Genomic DNA, 14,090 nt, shown 5'->3' with positions numbered 1-14,090 from the left:
AGCCGCTGTATAGAATACAAGCGGCTTTTCGGGAAACTCAATTCACCAAGTATTACAAGTTAGCGTTGATGTAGTCGTTCGCTGCTTGTACTGTAGTGATTTTTTCAGCTTCTTCATCAGGAATTTCAGTATCAAATTCCTCTTCAAGAGCCATAACCAATTCAACAGTGTCCAGGGAATCTGCACCCAAATCATCAACAAAAGAAGCTGACATAACAACCTCTTCTTCTTTAACACCTAGTTGTTCGCAAACGATTTTTTTGACGCGTTCTTCAATGCTACTCATTAGAAGTTCCTACTCTACTCGTTAATAGCTCATTTTGAGCGTATTTTAATGTCCAACTACCTAAAATAAAAGGCGTGATTCTCAACATGAACCGGAGATGTATTTTCGTTGAATTAAATATAAAATTCAACTCAAATTACGACATATACATGCCTCCATTGACATGTAATGTTTCTCCGGAGATGTAACCTGCGCCATTGGACGCTAAAAACGCGACAGCTGCCGCAATTTCTTCTGGTTGACCAAGGCGTGAAGCCGGTACTTTTTCTACCAACTTCGCCTTATGCTCTTCAGGAAGCACTTTAGTCATATCCGTTTCAATGAATCCTGGAGCAACACAATTTACTGTGATGCCTCGAGATCCAATTTCAGTCGCCAATGAGCGACTAAACCCTTCCAACCCAGCCTTGGCTGCAGAATAGTTTGTTTGACCACCATTCCCCATAGAACCAACGACAGAGCTAATACTAATAATACGACCGAATTTTGCCTTGGTCATACCACGTAAACAAGCCTTTGTAACACGAAAAACTGAGGTAAGGTTCGTATTGATCACTTGATCCCACTCATCTTCCTTCATTCGCATCATTAGATTATCACGAGTAATGCCGGCATTGTTAATCAAAATAGTTGGCGCGCCATACTCGGCATTAATTTCTTTGATTACGGCATCAACAGATTCACTCGATGATACATCAAGAACCCAACCTTTACCGTTTTCACCAAGATACTCACTAATACTTTGCGCACCGGATTCACTCGTCGCCGTACCAATCACTGTCGCACCTTGCGCAACAAGAGCAGAAGCAATTGCTTTGCCGATTCCGCGAGTTGCACCAGTAACGAGCGCTATTTTGCCTTCCAGACTCATCATTGTCTCCAATTATTCTATCTAAACTTACACAAATATCATTTAAGCAGACAACGCTGCCTCAAATCCAGCGATATCCCCTAACGAAGAAGCCGTCAAACCTTTTACAATTCTTTTATTCAAACCGCTCAAAACCTTACCTGGACCGCATTCAAATGTCGTTGTAACACCCAAATCTGATAGCAACTCAATAGATTGCGTCCAAAGCACAGGCTCACTCAATTGTGAAACCAAGTTGGCTTTTATCGTTTGCGCATCAGATACCGCTTTTGCACTGACATTCTGCACCAAAGTACAGTTAGGCGCTTTAAATTCGATAGAAGCAAGCTTCACGGCCAATTTTTCTCCAGCAGGAATCATTAATTCACAATGAGAAGGCACACTAACAGGTAAAGGTAACGCCCTTTTTGCTCCTGCTTCTTTCGCATTACTCATAGCCGCTTCAACCGCAGCAACATGACCCGCTATAACAACTTGACCAGGAGAGTTAAAGTTAACCGCACTAACAATACCAGGAGCAGCTTCACAAGCTGCTATCACTTTATCATCAGCCAAGCCAATGATGGCCGCCATTGCGCCTTCACCCGCAGGAACGGCCTGCATCATGTATTCACCGCGCAGTTTAACCAGCTCAACAGCATCCGTAAATGCCATGACACCTGAACAAACTAAAGCAGAATATTCACCCAAACTGTGGCCAGCAACATAAGCAGGTTTTGCACCACCTTGTTGCTCCCAAAGGCGCCACAATGCAACACTTGCTGTTAGCAGTGCTGGCTGAGTTTTATCTGTTTGCCCTAGCTTTTCCGCATCACCTTGGACTAGTGCCCACAAGTCATAACCCAGAATGCCAGATGCTTCAGCAAAAGTTTGCTGAATAATGTCATGTTTCTCAGCCAAATCAGCCAACATGCCTAACTGTTGAGAGCCTTGCCCAGGAAAAACAAAAGCCAATGCATTATTCATTTCATTTCCTCATTATTAAGACGTTTGCAAATTGTTTCACACAAATTCGCTCTCGCAATATCAATTCCATACTCAATCGCGCCGATCATAGCTTGTAGATCCGATCCACCGTGACCTTTTACCAAATTTCCACCAACACCCACAAGGCAAGCCCCATGACGTCGTTTGGTTTGGTAAAAAGTCTCAAATAGCGATTGATCTCCGCCCTGCGCCTTAAATTGCCCCATCAAAAACGACAGCAACCCTTCGGACGCCTTTAATACCGCGTTACCAACCATCCCATCACACACAATGACATTCTTTTCACCGTGAAATAATTCTGACCCTTCGGCATAACCGAAGTAGGGAGGCCATTTTTTTGCTGACAAAATAACATCAGTCTTACGAACAACAGAACTGCCCTTTGAACTTTCGACGCCCACATTAAGCAAACCGACTTTTGGCTTTTCATTGCTTAACGCTTCAACATAAGCAGCGCCTAACTCAGAAAACCCCTCAAGCATAGAAGGTGAACAATGCACATTTGCCCCTAAATCAACCAAACAGCGCAGCGGATTAGAATGCAACTCACGAATCAGTGCCGGATATAATTTAGGTCGGATAACACCTAAGATATGCCTAGCTAGAGCAACCATCGCCCCTGTATTCCCAAGTGTAACAACCACATCCACTTCTTTTACACTTAAACTATATAAAGATTTATAAAGCGAGCTTTCACGACGTCGAAAAAGAGAAAGTACAATATCTTCATCTGCCTTTACGACATCACAACAAGCAACTAAGGATAAATGATCACAAAGAATGGAAGGCTCAACAAATGAGCTAAAATCTGGGGAATGATAGAGCACTATCTCTACATCATTATGCTGGGAAAGAACTTGGAGCGCTCCTTCAAATGCAATGCGGGGACCTAAGTCCCCGCCCATCGCGTCTAATGCTACCCTGATCATGGGTAAATTAGTTACTCACCTTTAGGGGTGATAACTTGACGACCACGGTAAAAACCATCTGCAGAAATATGATGACGACGGTGAAGTTCACCAGTAGTCTGTTCTACAGATAGAGTTGCGCTAGTCAATGCATCATGTGAACGGCGTTGGCCGCGACGTGAACGAGTCACTTTACTTTTTTGTACTGCCATTTCTTGGAGCTCCTAACTATTACTTGGCCTTTAAATTAGCCAATATACTAAATGGATTCGGTTTTTGTTCGTCATCCGGTGCGTCATCGGTAGACGAGGCATACTTTACAGCTGTTGGGTTGCAACCACTTTCTTCGTGATAAGCGACAATCGGTAAAGCAAGTATAATTTCTTGCTCAACCATATCTGCTAGGATTACGTCACCATCGGTCATGACAACAGGGTCGTAATCACTCGGTATATTTTTCGCATGATCTTCGTCATAAACAAAGGCCAGTGATAAATCTATCGATAGCTCCTGAGGTACTGCTTCCATACAACGCTGACAAACAGCCTGCACAGTCGCTTTCAGTATGCCAGTAGCAATGTAGCGCCTATCCTCATCAACTCTAAAGTCTAGATGAATATACGCATCACCCTCATCTGACGCCAAGACAGCACTAAGCTCCTTAAGCTGGTTAAGGTGCAAGTACCCTTCAATCGCTGACTCATGGTGAGCGTATTTACGAGGGTCAAAATATTTAGGTAATAGGTCATTCAACATGGCGGCAAATAATATGGACACTTGCCCGTTTTGTCAAAGTCTAACTGCATTTAAGAGCCTTTTTTTTACTGTTTTTCACTTTCGAAGCAAAAAATACGTAAAATACCCACCCAACCCCATTAATCAATGATTTATCTATGATGAAAAACTTAATACTAGGCTCCTCATCACCCTATCGACGAGCACTGCTTGAACGCCTCAATTTGTCATTTGAGTGTTGCTCACCTGAGATAGATGAAACCCCTTTTGACAATGAAACTCCCATAGAACTCGTCAAAAGACTCTCTATTGAAAAAGCAAAAAAAGTACAGGCAACTTACCCCGATAAAAACAATCTTATTATCGCTTCTGATCAAGTCGCCGTCATAGGAAACAACACAATAGGCAAACCTAAAACAAAAAAAAATGCCGTCCAGCAACTGCTTAACTTTAGCGGCCAAAAAGTCTCCTTTCTGACAGGCTTATGCGTGCTAGATTCTAAAACTGAGAAATACCAATATCACTTGAGTGAGTATCATGTTTTCTTTAGAACACTTAGCTTAATGGAAATTGAGAATTACATAGACATTGAACTTCCACTTGATTGTGCAGGAAGCTTTAAATGCGAAGGATTAGGCGTGGCTTTATTTACAAAAATGGAAGGCAACGACCCTAACAGCCTCATTGGCCTACCATTAATTCAGCTCTGCAGCATGCTCAGAGAGCATGACATTAATCCACTGGCTAACCATTAAAATAAAAATAATTAGCCAATAATTAGTAGCCTTTGGGGAATGAATAGAAAGTTTCTTTAGGAGACTCTAGCTCTGCAAGCGCTTTAGTAGCGACATCGTAGCCAAAGTCAATTAGCTCGGCAGCATGCCAGAACTCATAAAAAGCGGCAAAATCTTTAGGAATTGAAATCAATAAGTCTGGCGGGTAACCTGCCAGCTTATATTGCGTCAGCGATTCTTGCATGGTTTCAAACATCATATTAATGGTTTGCAACCTTCCCCAGGTCTCAGGACTATTCTTATTAACACTGCGCACTTCAAGCTCGTCGTCTGCTCGTTGTTTACCAAACAGACCTTTTACATTTGACCACCATTCTGGCTCATTACTTTTTTCGACCAATGTTTCTGTCGTTAGCTCTTGTGCTGGGCCATTCAAATCAACTGCAATAATATAATCAGCACCTGCCGAAACACTTGGAATAATCGGCAATGGGTTAAGCACACCACCATCGACATACACCCGATTATTCAGCTGAACCGGTGCAACAATGGAAGGTATGGCCGAAGAAGCCCTCATCGCATCGATCAAGCTACCTTTGTTAAACCAAAACTCTTTCTGATTTAACAAATCAACAGCCACCGCCGTAAAGGGAATTGGAAGTGTTTCAATATTTGGAGTGCCAATCATATCCGAGATAACTTGAAAAAATCGATCCCCCTTAATATAGGCACCATGTCGAAAAGACATGTCCAGCATTCGCAGCACACGCACTTTATCAAGCCCACGCGCCCACTCACTATAATCTTCCAACTTACCTGCAGCAAACACACCACCAATGACAGAACCAATAGAACAGCCGGATACACTAATAATTTCGTAACCTCGCTCTTGTATTGCTTGTATAACACCTATATGTGCATTTCCGCGCGCCGCACCACTACCCAGAACAAGGGACACAGTCTTCTTCATAACCAATCCAATTAAGGGGATACATACACAAACGAAACACGATTATGACCCAGTACATCACGCCCCATATCCGCTACATTAATAAAACGCACCTGTCGGCTTAATTGAACGCCGATGCCAGAAGTTAGCGCTTCAATATAACGATCGCCTTGCTCAATCGAAGACACGGACCCTGATTTTTTGCTACTTACAAAGCCGACAACCTGCTGACCACTCGGTAAATCACGCAGAAAACGACGAATTCTAGGAAAATCATCCACCGCCATTTGTGCAACAACCTCAAACTCAGAGCCTTGCGACGCCATCAAAGCAATACTGTCCAGTCGTACCATGATATCGCCAGCACCACGACGATTAATGTAGATCATCTGATAATCATCATGATCATCCTGCACTACCATCAATAGCTGACTATCGTCTGCACCGTACAACAAATAATTCTTAAAAAAATTGTTAGCCCACGCATTGCTGCTTCCACAACTACGACTCTCACACTCGAAGACCACTTTCTGGCCGCGCGCAAGCAGTGCCTCCTTGTAGTAAGCAAAGACAGATTCTAGGGGCACGTTGCGCTCGATTTTATAAAGCGAACGAAACACCGACCCTTTGACGCGCAATACAGACTCAGGCTCCCAACCTCGGCCTGAGCGCTGAATTTTGCCAAGAGGAATTTCTAACGACTGATTTTCTTGGGTGTCACTCTTAACTAATTGAGCACCGCGATAAGCCTCGACATGTGAAATATCGGCAAAGGCATACGTGACGACTAATGCAAAACAAGCCACCATCACCTGCTTAATTCTGATCATGTTATACCTACCTTTTTTATTAGAACGCCATCATTAATTAAGATCAATAAATGCCTGTATCTCTTCAGCAACAGACGTCGCTGTTTCCGGTTCTAAATGAAAATGATGGTTGCCAGCCAGCCATTTAAGCGTAATCCACGGAAATTGACTGGCTCGTTTTTCAACCAAAGAAACAGAATCCTTATAAATACCTTGCTCAGCCACTAACGCTAATGTCGGACATTTAATTTCTGAAATAAAAGCCTCGACACTGGCCTCATCCATACGAAATGGCGAAGGAAATGTCAGTTTGCCATCATGTCGCCATGACCAAACACTTTCTTGTTGGCGTACCCCACGCTCCACCAACAAGGAGGCCGCCTCATGAGACAAAGAAGTAAAACCATTCATTCGCGCCTGCACCATATCTTCTTTTGACTGGTATTGAGAAAAGCGATCCAAGCGATACTTAGCCATTTTACGGATAGATTTTTGCAGAGTGGCTACCCGGTCTTCTGGCTTATTTGTCTGTGGCCCCATATTATCCAGAATAATTAAGCCCCGTACCTTTTCTGGTACAATCGCAGCCACCATCATGGCCACAGCGCCACCCATACTATGCCCCACCAACCAACTACTTTGGCTGGAGAGATTCAATACACTGACCGTGTCTAATACATAATCCCAGAGGTGATAAAAACTACCTTGCGGGCGATGATCAGAAAAACCATGCCCTGCAAAGTCTAATGCACTGTGATGAAAGTCTGAAAAATGCGGGGAAAGAGAATGAAAGCTAGCGGCATTATCGAGCCAGCCATGCAAAGACAAAACCCTTAATGCCGAGGGATTCTGCGATAACCGTTGAATGCCGGCTATATTGGTATGCGCCAAATTAAAAACAACATCCCGCCCCATACTTACGTCCTTTTTTATAACGTTTTTCACAACTTACTAGCGAGCAATTGCCCAGCGATACTGACAGCACGCCGTAGCAAACAACTCACCTTCAACCGCCGCCAATGCCGCTGTTGTCATAGCGAAACGGGACGACAATGGCTCATCGCACAACAACTCAACCAATTGGTGCGCAAAGGGCTGGTGAGTGATCAACAATATAGAATCGGCTGTTTGATCGTTCAACCACAAAGCCACATCCAACTCTTTACCACTTGGCGTAATAAGCGGACATGACTGCGCCACCAACCCAACCTGACCCAAAGTTTCTAAGAAGCAGTCTGCCGTTTGCTGTGCACGCACATAAGGACTCACAAACACCGCATCTAAGTGCTCTCCACGCTCTTTAAAAGCGCGGGCCGTTTGCTTCACTTCATCCACTCCTTCTGGAGTCAATTCACGAAGATCGTCTCGTTCATAACCATGAGCAAATGCATTACCATGGCGTAAAACATACAGTCTCTTCTTACTCATCCTTTGTACCTTTCGGCCAAGGCTGGAACGGAAAAGGTTTTTCTTCTTCACGGTAAGAAAGGAAGTCAATAATCTGACGGACAAACACTCCTACGCTGCGCAACCAAGTCGATACCGTCGCGGGCTCTGAACGAGAGAGTAGTCTCACTAAGCTAACGACAATGACTAAGATACCAAAAACGGTGATAGCCACGTTGAGCACACACCAGTAAAACAACATAAAAATTAATCGAAACCAGAACCCTTGGTTTGCGTAACCTGGTTTAGCCATGCTTATTCTCCTCATACGTCGCAAATTCGACGTCCCATTTTTGTTCGCCAGTCATCATAGATTCGATTAGCGTTTCCAATTTTTCATTATCAAAAAGAAGCTTAGATAAGCCTTCTGCCAATGGCATGTAAAGGCCATGTTTTTTAGCCTCTTCTATCACCATGCGTAATGTATTCACCCCTTCAGCCACTTCACCAATCTCTTCGATGGCGGCTTGTAAATTTTTTCCTGAACCAATGAAATAGCCCACCCGATAATTACGGCTTAACGGTGACGTACAAGTAGCTATCAAATCACCCATTCCTGCCAAACCAAGAAACGTCATCGGGTTGGCACCAAAATGCACCGCAAAACGACTCATTTCTGCCAAACTTCGCGTCATAATCATTGCCATGGTATTTTCACCCACTTGCAAAGCTTTTGCCAAACCACAGACGATAGCGTAAATATTCTTTAACGCGCCAGCCAGCTCGACTCCGGTACTGTCAGTGTTTTCATAAACGCGAAATGTAGGGGATTTTAACAATTCAATAACACGCGCCCGCACCAACTCATCAGCACTCGCAATAACCGAACCCGTCATGTGCCCAACAGCGATTTCTTTTGCTAAATTAGGACCACTTAGCACGCCAATCTTTTGCGTCACTGTGTTACGACGCAAAATATCACTCATAAGTTCAAAACGATTTGGATTAAATCCCTTGGTCGTACTAATGAGTATTTTATCTGCCGTTAATAGCGGCTCAATACGCTCAACAACTTGTTCAAAAGACTTCGACGGAATAGAAACAAAGATAGTGTCACTTTCCTTGATCGCCTGCTCTAAATTACTAGTGGCTAACAATTCTTGATGCAAGGGCGCATTCGGCAAGTAACGACTATTTAGCCCGGTCAAATTAATCTCTTCAACCTGCTGCTCGTTACGCATCCATTGACTTACTTGATGACCATTGTTCGCCATGATATTAGCCAATGCGGTGCCGAAACTACCACCACCCAATACACATACTGATTGTTTTTTCATCATCCCTTCTCTTCAAAAATATAACACCTAATAATTATTAGGAGGAACAGCTTACTTCTAACGAACGCCCCCACTCCGGTGAGCGCTGCGCCAACTGATCACAGGCTTGATGCTCATCAAAAGGCGCACTTAATACTGACAACAAACGCCGGAAAGGCAAAAAGTCACCCTGATCAGCCGCTTCAATCGCTTCATGGGCAAGGTAATTCCTTAATACAAACTTAGGATTCACTTGTCGCATCGCTATACTAACTTGCGACCAATCTTGCTCTAACGCCAGCCTCGCTTGTTGATAATCAAGCAACCAGGCTCGCATTCGTTCTCTGTCGACTACCTCATCCAAGATAAGGTCGAACTCGTCAGGCAACAAATGGCTCAATAAGCGGAAGAACAGACTGTAATCCATTTTCTCAGCGACCAGAATCGCAAACAAAGAAGACAGTAAATTCGTCACATTATGACCCTCAGGCAAACCAAGCTTAGCGGCCATCAAAGCTTCATAATGGGTTTGCAATGCGATTTCATAATGCTGCAGGATCGCAATTAACTGATCACGCTCAAGGTGCTTTGAAAAGCATCGCATGAGGCAATTCAAATTCCACAAGCCTATGCCTGGCTGACGTGAAAAAGCATAGCGCCCTTCATGATCCGAATGATTACACACCCAATCAGGCTGATAATCTTCCATAAAGCCATATGGCCCATAATCTATGGTTTCGCCTGTGAAAGAAAAATTATCCGTATTCATCACGCCATGCTGAAAACCAACCGCCTGCCACTTAGCGATCATTCTAGCGGTACGCTCCACCACTTGAATCAACATACTCTCCAGAGGCGTATCAGACGCCAGACAGTCTGGATAGTAATGCTTCAAGCAATAGTCGATAAGCTGATTTAATTCGGTTTCTTTGCCTTGATAGAAGAAATACTCGAAGTGACCAAAACGAATGTGCCCTTGTGCAGTCCGCAACAACATGGCACCCGGCTCAGGTTGCTCACGATAGACCGCCTGAGAACTAGCATAAAGCGCTAACGCTCGTGACGAAGGAATGGACATGGCGTGCATAAACTCACTGGCCAAATATTCCCTGATGCATGAACGCAAAACCGCTCGACCATCACCACGACGCGAAAAAGGCGTCGGCCCTGCGCCCTTCATATGAAGGTCGTGAAGCCACCCTTGATCATCGAGAATTTCACCTAATAAAACACCGCGACCATCACCAAGTTGCGGCGAAAAGCCGCCAAATTGATGTCCCGCATAGACCATGCTTAAGGCATCTTCGACTGGCTCTTCGCCACTTAAAACACGCTTAGTTTGAGGTGATTTAATATCAATGGATAAAGCATGAGCGAGCGTTTGGTTAAACTCAACCAAACGCTGCTTGAGGAGGGGTTGGATCGACGTTTTTGCATAAAACGCCTCTCCTAATCCGGCAAAGTGATGTTCTAATTTCATAGCCACTCACTTAGATAGCGATTGTTATAGTGACGTGTTAACCATGTATTCGCAGCGAATACTTTCCCCAACAACCTTTTCGATTTCAGGAATTAGGAACGCATCGTCTTCACTGGCAAAGCTGACAGATTTACCCATTTCACCACCACGACCAGTACGACCAATACGGTGTACATAATCTTCAGGATCTTCAGGCAAAGCATAGTTAACCACAAGCTCAATGTTGTCGACATGAATACCACGCCCCGCAACATCGGTCGCCACCAAGACTTGAATAACACCGTCTTTAAAGCCTTTTAACGTTTTAACACGCTTATCTTGAGCCACTTCGCCCGACAAGATGGCGCAATTAATATTGGCTTTTCGAAGTTTTTCATACAAGTCACGCGTTTCATCACGACGATTGGCAAAGATAATGGTTCGCTGATTACCATTGTCTTCAATCAACTTTCTAAGCACGGGCCATTTCTGCTCTGCTTCAACCGTATAAATCACCTGATCGATATTTTGGTTAGTCGCTTCTTTGGGAACAACAGACACTTCTTTCGGAAAGTAGGTCCACTGAGTCGCCAACGCTTGAATATCTTTTGGGAAGGTTGCACTAAACAACATAGTTTGACGCTTTTCTTTATGTGGCGTCATACGAATAATGCTTTTAACATCTGGAATAAATCCCATAGACAGCATGCGATCGGCTTCATCCAAAACCAAACACTCGACATGACTAAGCAATACTTTCTTATGTCGCGCAAAGTCTAATAGACGACCTGGCGTAGCGACTAAAATATCTACATTTTCAGTTTCAAGCTGCTGCTTCTGCTTCTCGTAGCTCATTCCACCGACGAGTGCGACAACATTCAAATGACAGTTAGCCGTTAATTTCACAGCCTCTTCCGCGATTTGCAATGCAAGCTCACGAGTCGGCGCGATAATTAAGCCTCGAGCAAGATTATTTGCACGCTTTTCCGTCAAAGGATAATCTAGAAAATCACTAATCATAGCGATCAAAAAGGCCGCTGTTTTACCCGTTCCTGTTTGCGCCTGACCAATCAAGTCAGACCCTTTCAGAGTAATCGGTAGCGTTTCCGCTTGAATCTCACTGCAATACTCAAATCCCATTTCTGAAATAGACTTAAGCACACGATCCGGTAAATTCAAATCATGAAAGCGTGTTTTATCCGCCACTTCATCCACTTTAAAATCATCAATAGACCATACTGAGGTACCGCTATTTTGTTTAGCACCTTCCACCGGCTTATTGATAATACCTTCAGCAGATTTATCAGAAACCCCATTGGCGGGCTTACTTTCTGCTTTAAAACGCTTGTTAGAGCGACGAGGACGCTTTGGTTTTACTGTTTGTTCTGATGTAGGTTCTGTCTTTTGGTTTTCCATATTGGAATCTATATGCTTCTTATGTGTTTTTACGTTTATGTGTCTTTGCGTGGAGTGTACCTAAATGATAAGTCTTTATCACCCCTTGCTTTTCGTAAGTTATTATTGTCTGTAAGGAGGTAGGCTATTAATTAGCTGCTGCCCATATCGTTTTGTGCGCAAGCGTTTATCCAAAATATGAATTTCGCCGGAATCTGATTCGCTACGTAGCAACCTACCCGTCGCCTGCACTAAGCGTAATGATGCATCTGGAATGGTGATCTCCATGAATGGATTCCCACCACGCTTTTGAATCCATTCTGCTAACGTTGCCTCTACTGGATCATCAGGCACGGCAAACGGAATTTTTGCGATATAAACACACGTTAAATAATCACCAGGTAAATCCACCCCTTCGGCAAAGCTTGCGAGCCCAAGCAGTAAACTGCCCTTACCATCATCAATACGCGCCTTGTGCGAATCTAAAATAACGCGCTTTGACTGCTCCCCTTGCATCAATAGAATATCCTGCAATCCGGCAGAAAGAGATTTAGCCACCTCCTCCATTTGCCGACGCGAAGAGAATAGCACTAAACTGCCTTTCTTAGAATCTACTTGTTTATCAAGATATTGAACAATCTCTTGTGTATGCTGTTCAACCCGATTGGGTTCATTTTCCATATCAGGTATGACCAGCAGACCATTTTTCTGAAAATCAAATGGGCTTAAAACTCGCAAATACTCACTTTCGTGCGGCACTCCTGAGCGCATATTAAATCGGTGGAATTGGTTTAGGGCAGTCAATGTCGCCGAGGTAACAATAGCCCCAAAACACTTATCCCACAATTGCTGACGCAATGTATGGGCCGCTAAAATAGGTGAACCACCTAATTCAATATCCTGCTCCATACCTTGCCCTGTAACCACTAACCAGCGCGCGTTCGGTGGGTAATTCTGATCATCGACCGCCGAGTATAAACGCCACAACTCAACACTTTGCTCTAAACGCCCCAATATAACGCCCAAAATTGGCTGCCAGGTTTCAGCAGTTTCCGGCGTCACACCCATCCCTTCGTTTTGCTTGGTTTTTTTGCATTCGTCTTGAATACTTTCAATATTATTGAAAATCTTCTGATAGGAGGTCTGCAAACTATAGGCTAGCTGCCGCAACTCATCAGGAATAACACCAAACTCAAAACGATGCTGATTATTCTCTTGATCCAAGCCCAAGCCTTGAATATAAGGCGCTAAACCTTGCTGTGCGTACTGGATGAAATTGACAATGCTTTGAATCTGTTGAGGAATTTTAAGCAACAACTGCCCTGTTAAGCTAACGTCATCGGTCAACTCTTGCTTTAAGTTCACTAGATTTTTTTCGAGCTGTCGCAACCAGGTAATACTTTGTTGCAAACGAACCTCGTGACGGAAATGGCCGATTGCCTTATCAGGCAAATGATGCCCCTCGTCGAAAACATAAATAGTTTCTTTCGGCGGCGTTAAAATTGCCCCACCACCAAGCGATAAATCAGCAAGCACTAAATCGTGGTTGGCAACAATCACATCCGCGTCTTCAATTTCACCGCGTGCTTTAAAAAACGGGCACGCAGAGTAATTAGCACAGTTGCGGTTAGTGCACTGCTGATGATCCGTAGTCAAGCGTCGCCAATCTTGATCCCTAATAATGCCAGACCAATTATCCTTGTCGCCGTCCCACTCACCCTTAGATAAAGCAACATCCATCTCTTGATAAAGCGCGGTGTTAATATCATCAGATTGAAGATGCTGTTCAAACAACCCAGCAAACATATCCTCTATACCTTGCTCTTCAGAACTCAGAAAACCTTCCAAGTTATTCAAACAAAGATAACGCCCACGCCCTTTTGCTAAGGTATATTTGAAACTTAATTCGGTATGCTCTAAAAGATCAGGCAATTCTTTATGGAGAATTTGTTCTTGTAAGGCCACGGTTGCCGTTGAAATAATCAACTTTAAGCCGCGCGCTTTTGCAATAGGAATGGCAGCCAGACAATAAGACAGTGTTTTACCCGTCCCCGTCCCCGCCTCAACAACAGCCACATGCTTTTCGTCTAACCGCTCACCTTCGCTCCCTTGCTTTATATTTCCCAAAGTACGGGCGATTGTGCCGATCATCTGACGCTGACCAACTCTAGGTTTATGGGACTTTGCTTCCAGCGAGGCTCGGTAAGCAAGGTGAATTTGTGTTTTTAGTTCATCTGAAAGCATTTAATTTATTG

At 43.9% G+C, this 14,090-nt stretch carries 16 protein-coding genes; 1 reads left to right on the top strand and 15 read right to left on the bottom strand.

All coding sequences use genetic code 11. The features are described 5' to 3' along the window. Positions 1-52 precede the first annotated feature (52 nt). The 6 genes from acpP to E0D70_RS10330 form a co-directional block, all read right to left on the bottom strand. A complete protein-coding gene (gene acpP / locus E0D70_RS10355; RefSeq protein WP_133012207.1) occupies positions 53-286 on the bottom strand; it encodes an acyl carrier protein in 234 nt (77 codons plus the stop codon). A 136-nt stretch (positions 287-422) separates the two neighbouring features. After that, complete coding sequence (fabG, locus tag E0D70_RS10350; protein WP_133012264.1) at positions 423-1,157, bottom strand: 3-oxoacyl-ACP reductase FabG; 735 nt, start codon at positions 1,155-1,157, stop codon at positions 423-425. 42 nt (positions 1,158-1,199) lie between these two features. Then, complete coding sequence (gene fabD / locus E0D70_RS10345) at positions 1,200-2,123, bottom strand: ACP S-malonyltransferase (protein WP_133012206.1); 924 nt, start codon at positions 2,121-2,123, stop codon at positions 1,200-1,202. After that, complete coding sequence (locus E0D70_RS10340; protein WP_133012205.1) at positions 2,120-3,073, bottom strand: fatty acid synthesis protein; 954 nt, start codon at positions 3,071-3,073, stop codon at positions 2,120-2,122. Before E0D70_RS10340 ends, fabD begins: the two co-directional genes overlap by 4 nt. Before the next feature lie 11 nt (positions 3,074-3,084). Continuing rightward, positions 3,085-3,264 carry a 50S ribosomal protein L32 gene (rpmF, locus tag E0D70_RS10335; protein ID WP_133012204.1) on the bottom strand — a complete coding sequence of 60 codons (180 nt, stop codon included), beginning with the start codon at positions 3,262-3,264 and terminating at the stop codon, positions 3,085-3,087. A 19-nt stretch (positions 3,265-3,283) separates the two neighbouring features. Further along, positions 3,284-3,829 (bottom strand): YceD family protein, encoded by a 546-nt coding sequence (locus E0D70_RS10330; RefSeq protein ID WP_240537062.1) that lies wholly within the window; start codon positions 3,827-3,829, stop codon positions 3,284-3,286. A 116-nt stretch (positions 3,830-3,945) separates the two neighbouring features. Here E0D70_RS10330 and E0D70_RS10325 point away from each other — a divergent pair, with 116 nt between their 5' ends. Continuing rightward, positions 3,946-4,542, top strand: coding sequence for a Maf family protein (locus E0D70_RS10325; protein ID WP_133012203.1), 597 nt, complete (start codon positions 3,946-3,948; stop codon positions 4,540-4,542). 22 nt (positions 4,543-4,564) lie between these two features. On the opposite strand, the gene E0D70_RS10320 is transcribed toward E0D70_RS10325, so the two are convergent. From E0D70_RS10320 to dinG, 9 genes are all read right to left on the bottom strand, one after another. After that, on the bottom strand, positions 4,565-5,491 hold the full coding sequence (locus tag E0D70_RS10320) for a patatin-like phospholipase family protein (protein ID WP_133012202.1): 927 nt from the start codon (positions 5,489-5,491) through the stop codon (positions 4,565-4,567). An 11-nt stretch (positions 5,492-5,502) separates the two neighbouring features. Continuing rightward, entirely contained in the window at positions 5,503-6,300 is a 798-nt protein-coding gene (locus E0D70_RS10315) for a DUF4892 domain-containing protein (protein ID WP_133012201.1), read from the bottom strand. A 33-nt stretch (positions 6,301-6,333) separates the two neighbouring features. Continuing rightward, positions 6,334-7,194, bottom strand: a complete 861-nt coding sequence (locus tag E0D70_RS10310) for an alpha/beta fold hydrolase (RefSeq protein WP_133012200.1) — start codon at positions 7,192-7,194, stop codon at positions 6,334-6,336. A gap of 36 nt (positions 7,195-7,230) precedes the next feature. After that, a complete protein-coding gene (gene sixA / locus E0D70_RS10305; protein WP_133012199.1) occupies positions 7,231-7,707 on the bottom strand; it encodes a phosphohistidine phosphatase SixA in 477 nt (158 codons plus the stop codon). Beyond that, positions 7,700-7,978 carry a DUF4389 domain-containing protein gene (locus E0D70_RS10300; RefSeq protein ID WP_133012198.1) on the bottom strand — a complete coding sequence of 93 codons (279 nt, stop codon included), beginning with the start codon at positions 7,976-7,978 and terminating at the stop codon, positions 7,700-7,702. The genes sixA and E0D70_RS10300 overlap by 8 nt, the downstream gene beginning before the upstream one ends. Next, complete coding sequence (locus E0D70_RS10295; protein WP_133012262.1) at positions 7,971-9,002, bottom strand: NAD(P)H-dependent glycerol-3-phosphate dehydrogenase; 1,032 nt, start codon at positions 9,000-9,002, stop codon at positions 7,971-7,973. Before E0D70_RS10295 ends, E0D70_RS10300 begins: the two co-directional genes overlap by 8 nt. Before the next feature lie 37 nt (positions 9,003-9,039). After that, on the bottom strand, positions 9,040-10,461 hold the full coding sequence (locus E0D70_RS10290) for a protein adenylyltransferase SelO (protein ID WP_133012197.1): 1,422 nt from the start codon (positions 10,459-10,461) through the stop codon (positions 9,040-9,042). Between the two features lie 24 nt (positions 10,462-10,485). Beyond that, positions 10,486-11,856 (bottom strand): DEAD/DEAH box helicase, encoded by a 1,371-nt coding sequence (locus E0D70_RS10285; protein WP_133012196.1) that lies wholly within the window; start codon positions 11,854-11,856, stop codon positions 10,486-10,488. A 102-nt stretch (positions 11,857-11,958) separates the two neighbouring features. Beyond that, positions 11,959-14,079: an ATP-dependent DNA helicase DinG gene (gene dinG / locus E0D70_RS10280; RefSeq protein WP_133012195.1), complete on the bottom strand. Its 2,121-nt coding sequence runs from the start codon at positions 14,077-14,079 to the stop codon at positions 11,959-11,961. Positions 14,080-14,090 lie beyond the last annotated feature (11 nt).

Origin of the sequence: Marinomonas flavescens (assembly GCF_004352835.1) — a bacterium.
GTDB lineage: Bacteria > Pseudomonadota > Gammaproteobacteria > Pseudomonadales > Marinomonadaceae > Marinomonas > Marinomonas flavescens.
This window is presented reverse-complemented; position numbering and strand designations above follow the sequence as displayed.

Coding starts and splice junctions, on each gene's coding strand:
- acpP (WP_133012207.1), bottom strand. CDS start 286: ATGAGTAGCATTGAAGAACGCGTCAAAAAAATCGTTTGCGAACAACTA.
- fabG (WP_133012264.1), bottom strand. CDS start 1,157: ATGAGTCTGGAAGGCAAAATAGCGCTCGTTACTGGTGCAACTCGCGGA.
- fabD (WP_133012206.1), bottom strand. CDS start 2,123: ATGAATAATGCATTGGCTTTTGTTTTTCCTGGGCAAGGCTCTCAACAG.
- E0D70_RS10340 (WP_133012205.1), bottom strand. CDS start 3,073: ATGATCAGGGTAGCATTAGACGCGATGGGCGGGGACTTAGGTCCCCGC.
- rpmF (WP_133012204.1), bottom strand. CDS start 3,264: ATGGCAGTACAAAAAAGTAAAGTGACTCGTTCACGTCGCGGCCAACGC.
- E0D70_RS10325 (WP_133012203.1), top strand. CDS start 3,946: ATGATGAAAAACTTAATACTAGGCTCCTCATCACCCTATCGACGAGCA.
- E0D70_RS10320 (WP_133012202.1), bottom strand. CDS start 5,491: ATGAAGAAGACTGTGTCCCTTGTTCTGGGTAGTGGTGCGGCGCGCGGA.
- E0D70_RS10315 (WP_133012201.1), bottom strand. CDS start 6,300: ATGATCAGAATTAAGCAGGTGATGGTGGCTTGTTTTGCATTAGTCGTC.
- E0D70_RS10310 (WP_133012200.1), bottom strand. CDS start 7,194: ATGGGGCGGGATGTTGTTTTTAATTTGGCGCATACCAATATAGCCGGC.
- sixA (WP_133012199.1), bottom strand. CDS start 7,707: ATGAGTAAGAAGAGACTGTATGTTTTACGCCATGGTAATGCATTTGCT.
- E0D70_RS10300 (WP_133012198.1), bottom strand. CDS start 7,978: ATGGCTAAACCAGGTTACGCAAACCAAGGGTTCTGGTTTCGATTAATT.
- E0D70_RS10295 (WP_133012262.1), bottom strand. CDS start 9,002: ATGAAAAAACAATCAGTATGTGTATTGGGTGGTGGTAGTTTCGGCACC.
- E0D70_RS10290 (WP_133012197.1), bottom strand. CDS start 10,461: ATGAAATTAGAACATCACTTTGCCGGATTAGGAGAGGCGTTTTATGCA.
- E0D70_RS10285 (WP_133012196.1), bottom strand. CDS start 11,856: ATGGAAAACCAAAAGACAGAACCTACATCAGAACAAACAGTAAAACCA.
- dinG (WP_133012195.1), bottom strand. CDS start 14,079: ATGCTTTCAGATGAACTAAAAACACAAATTCACCTTGCTTACCGAGCC.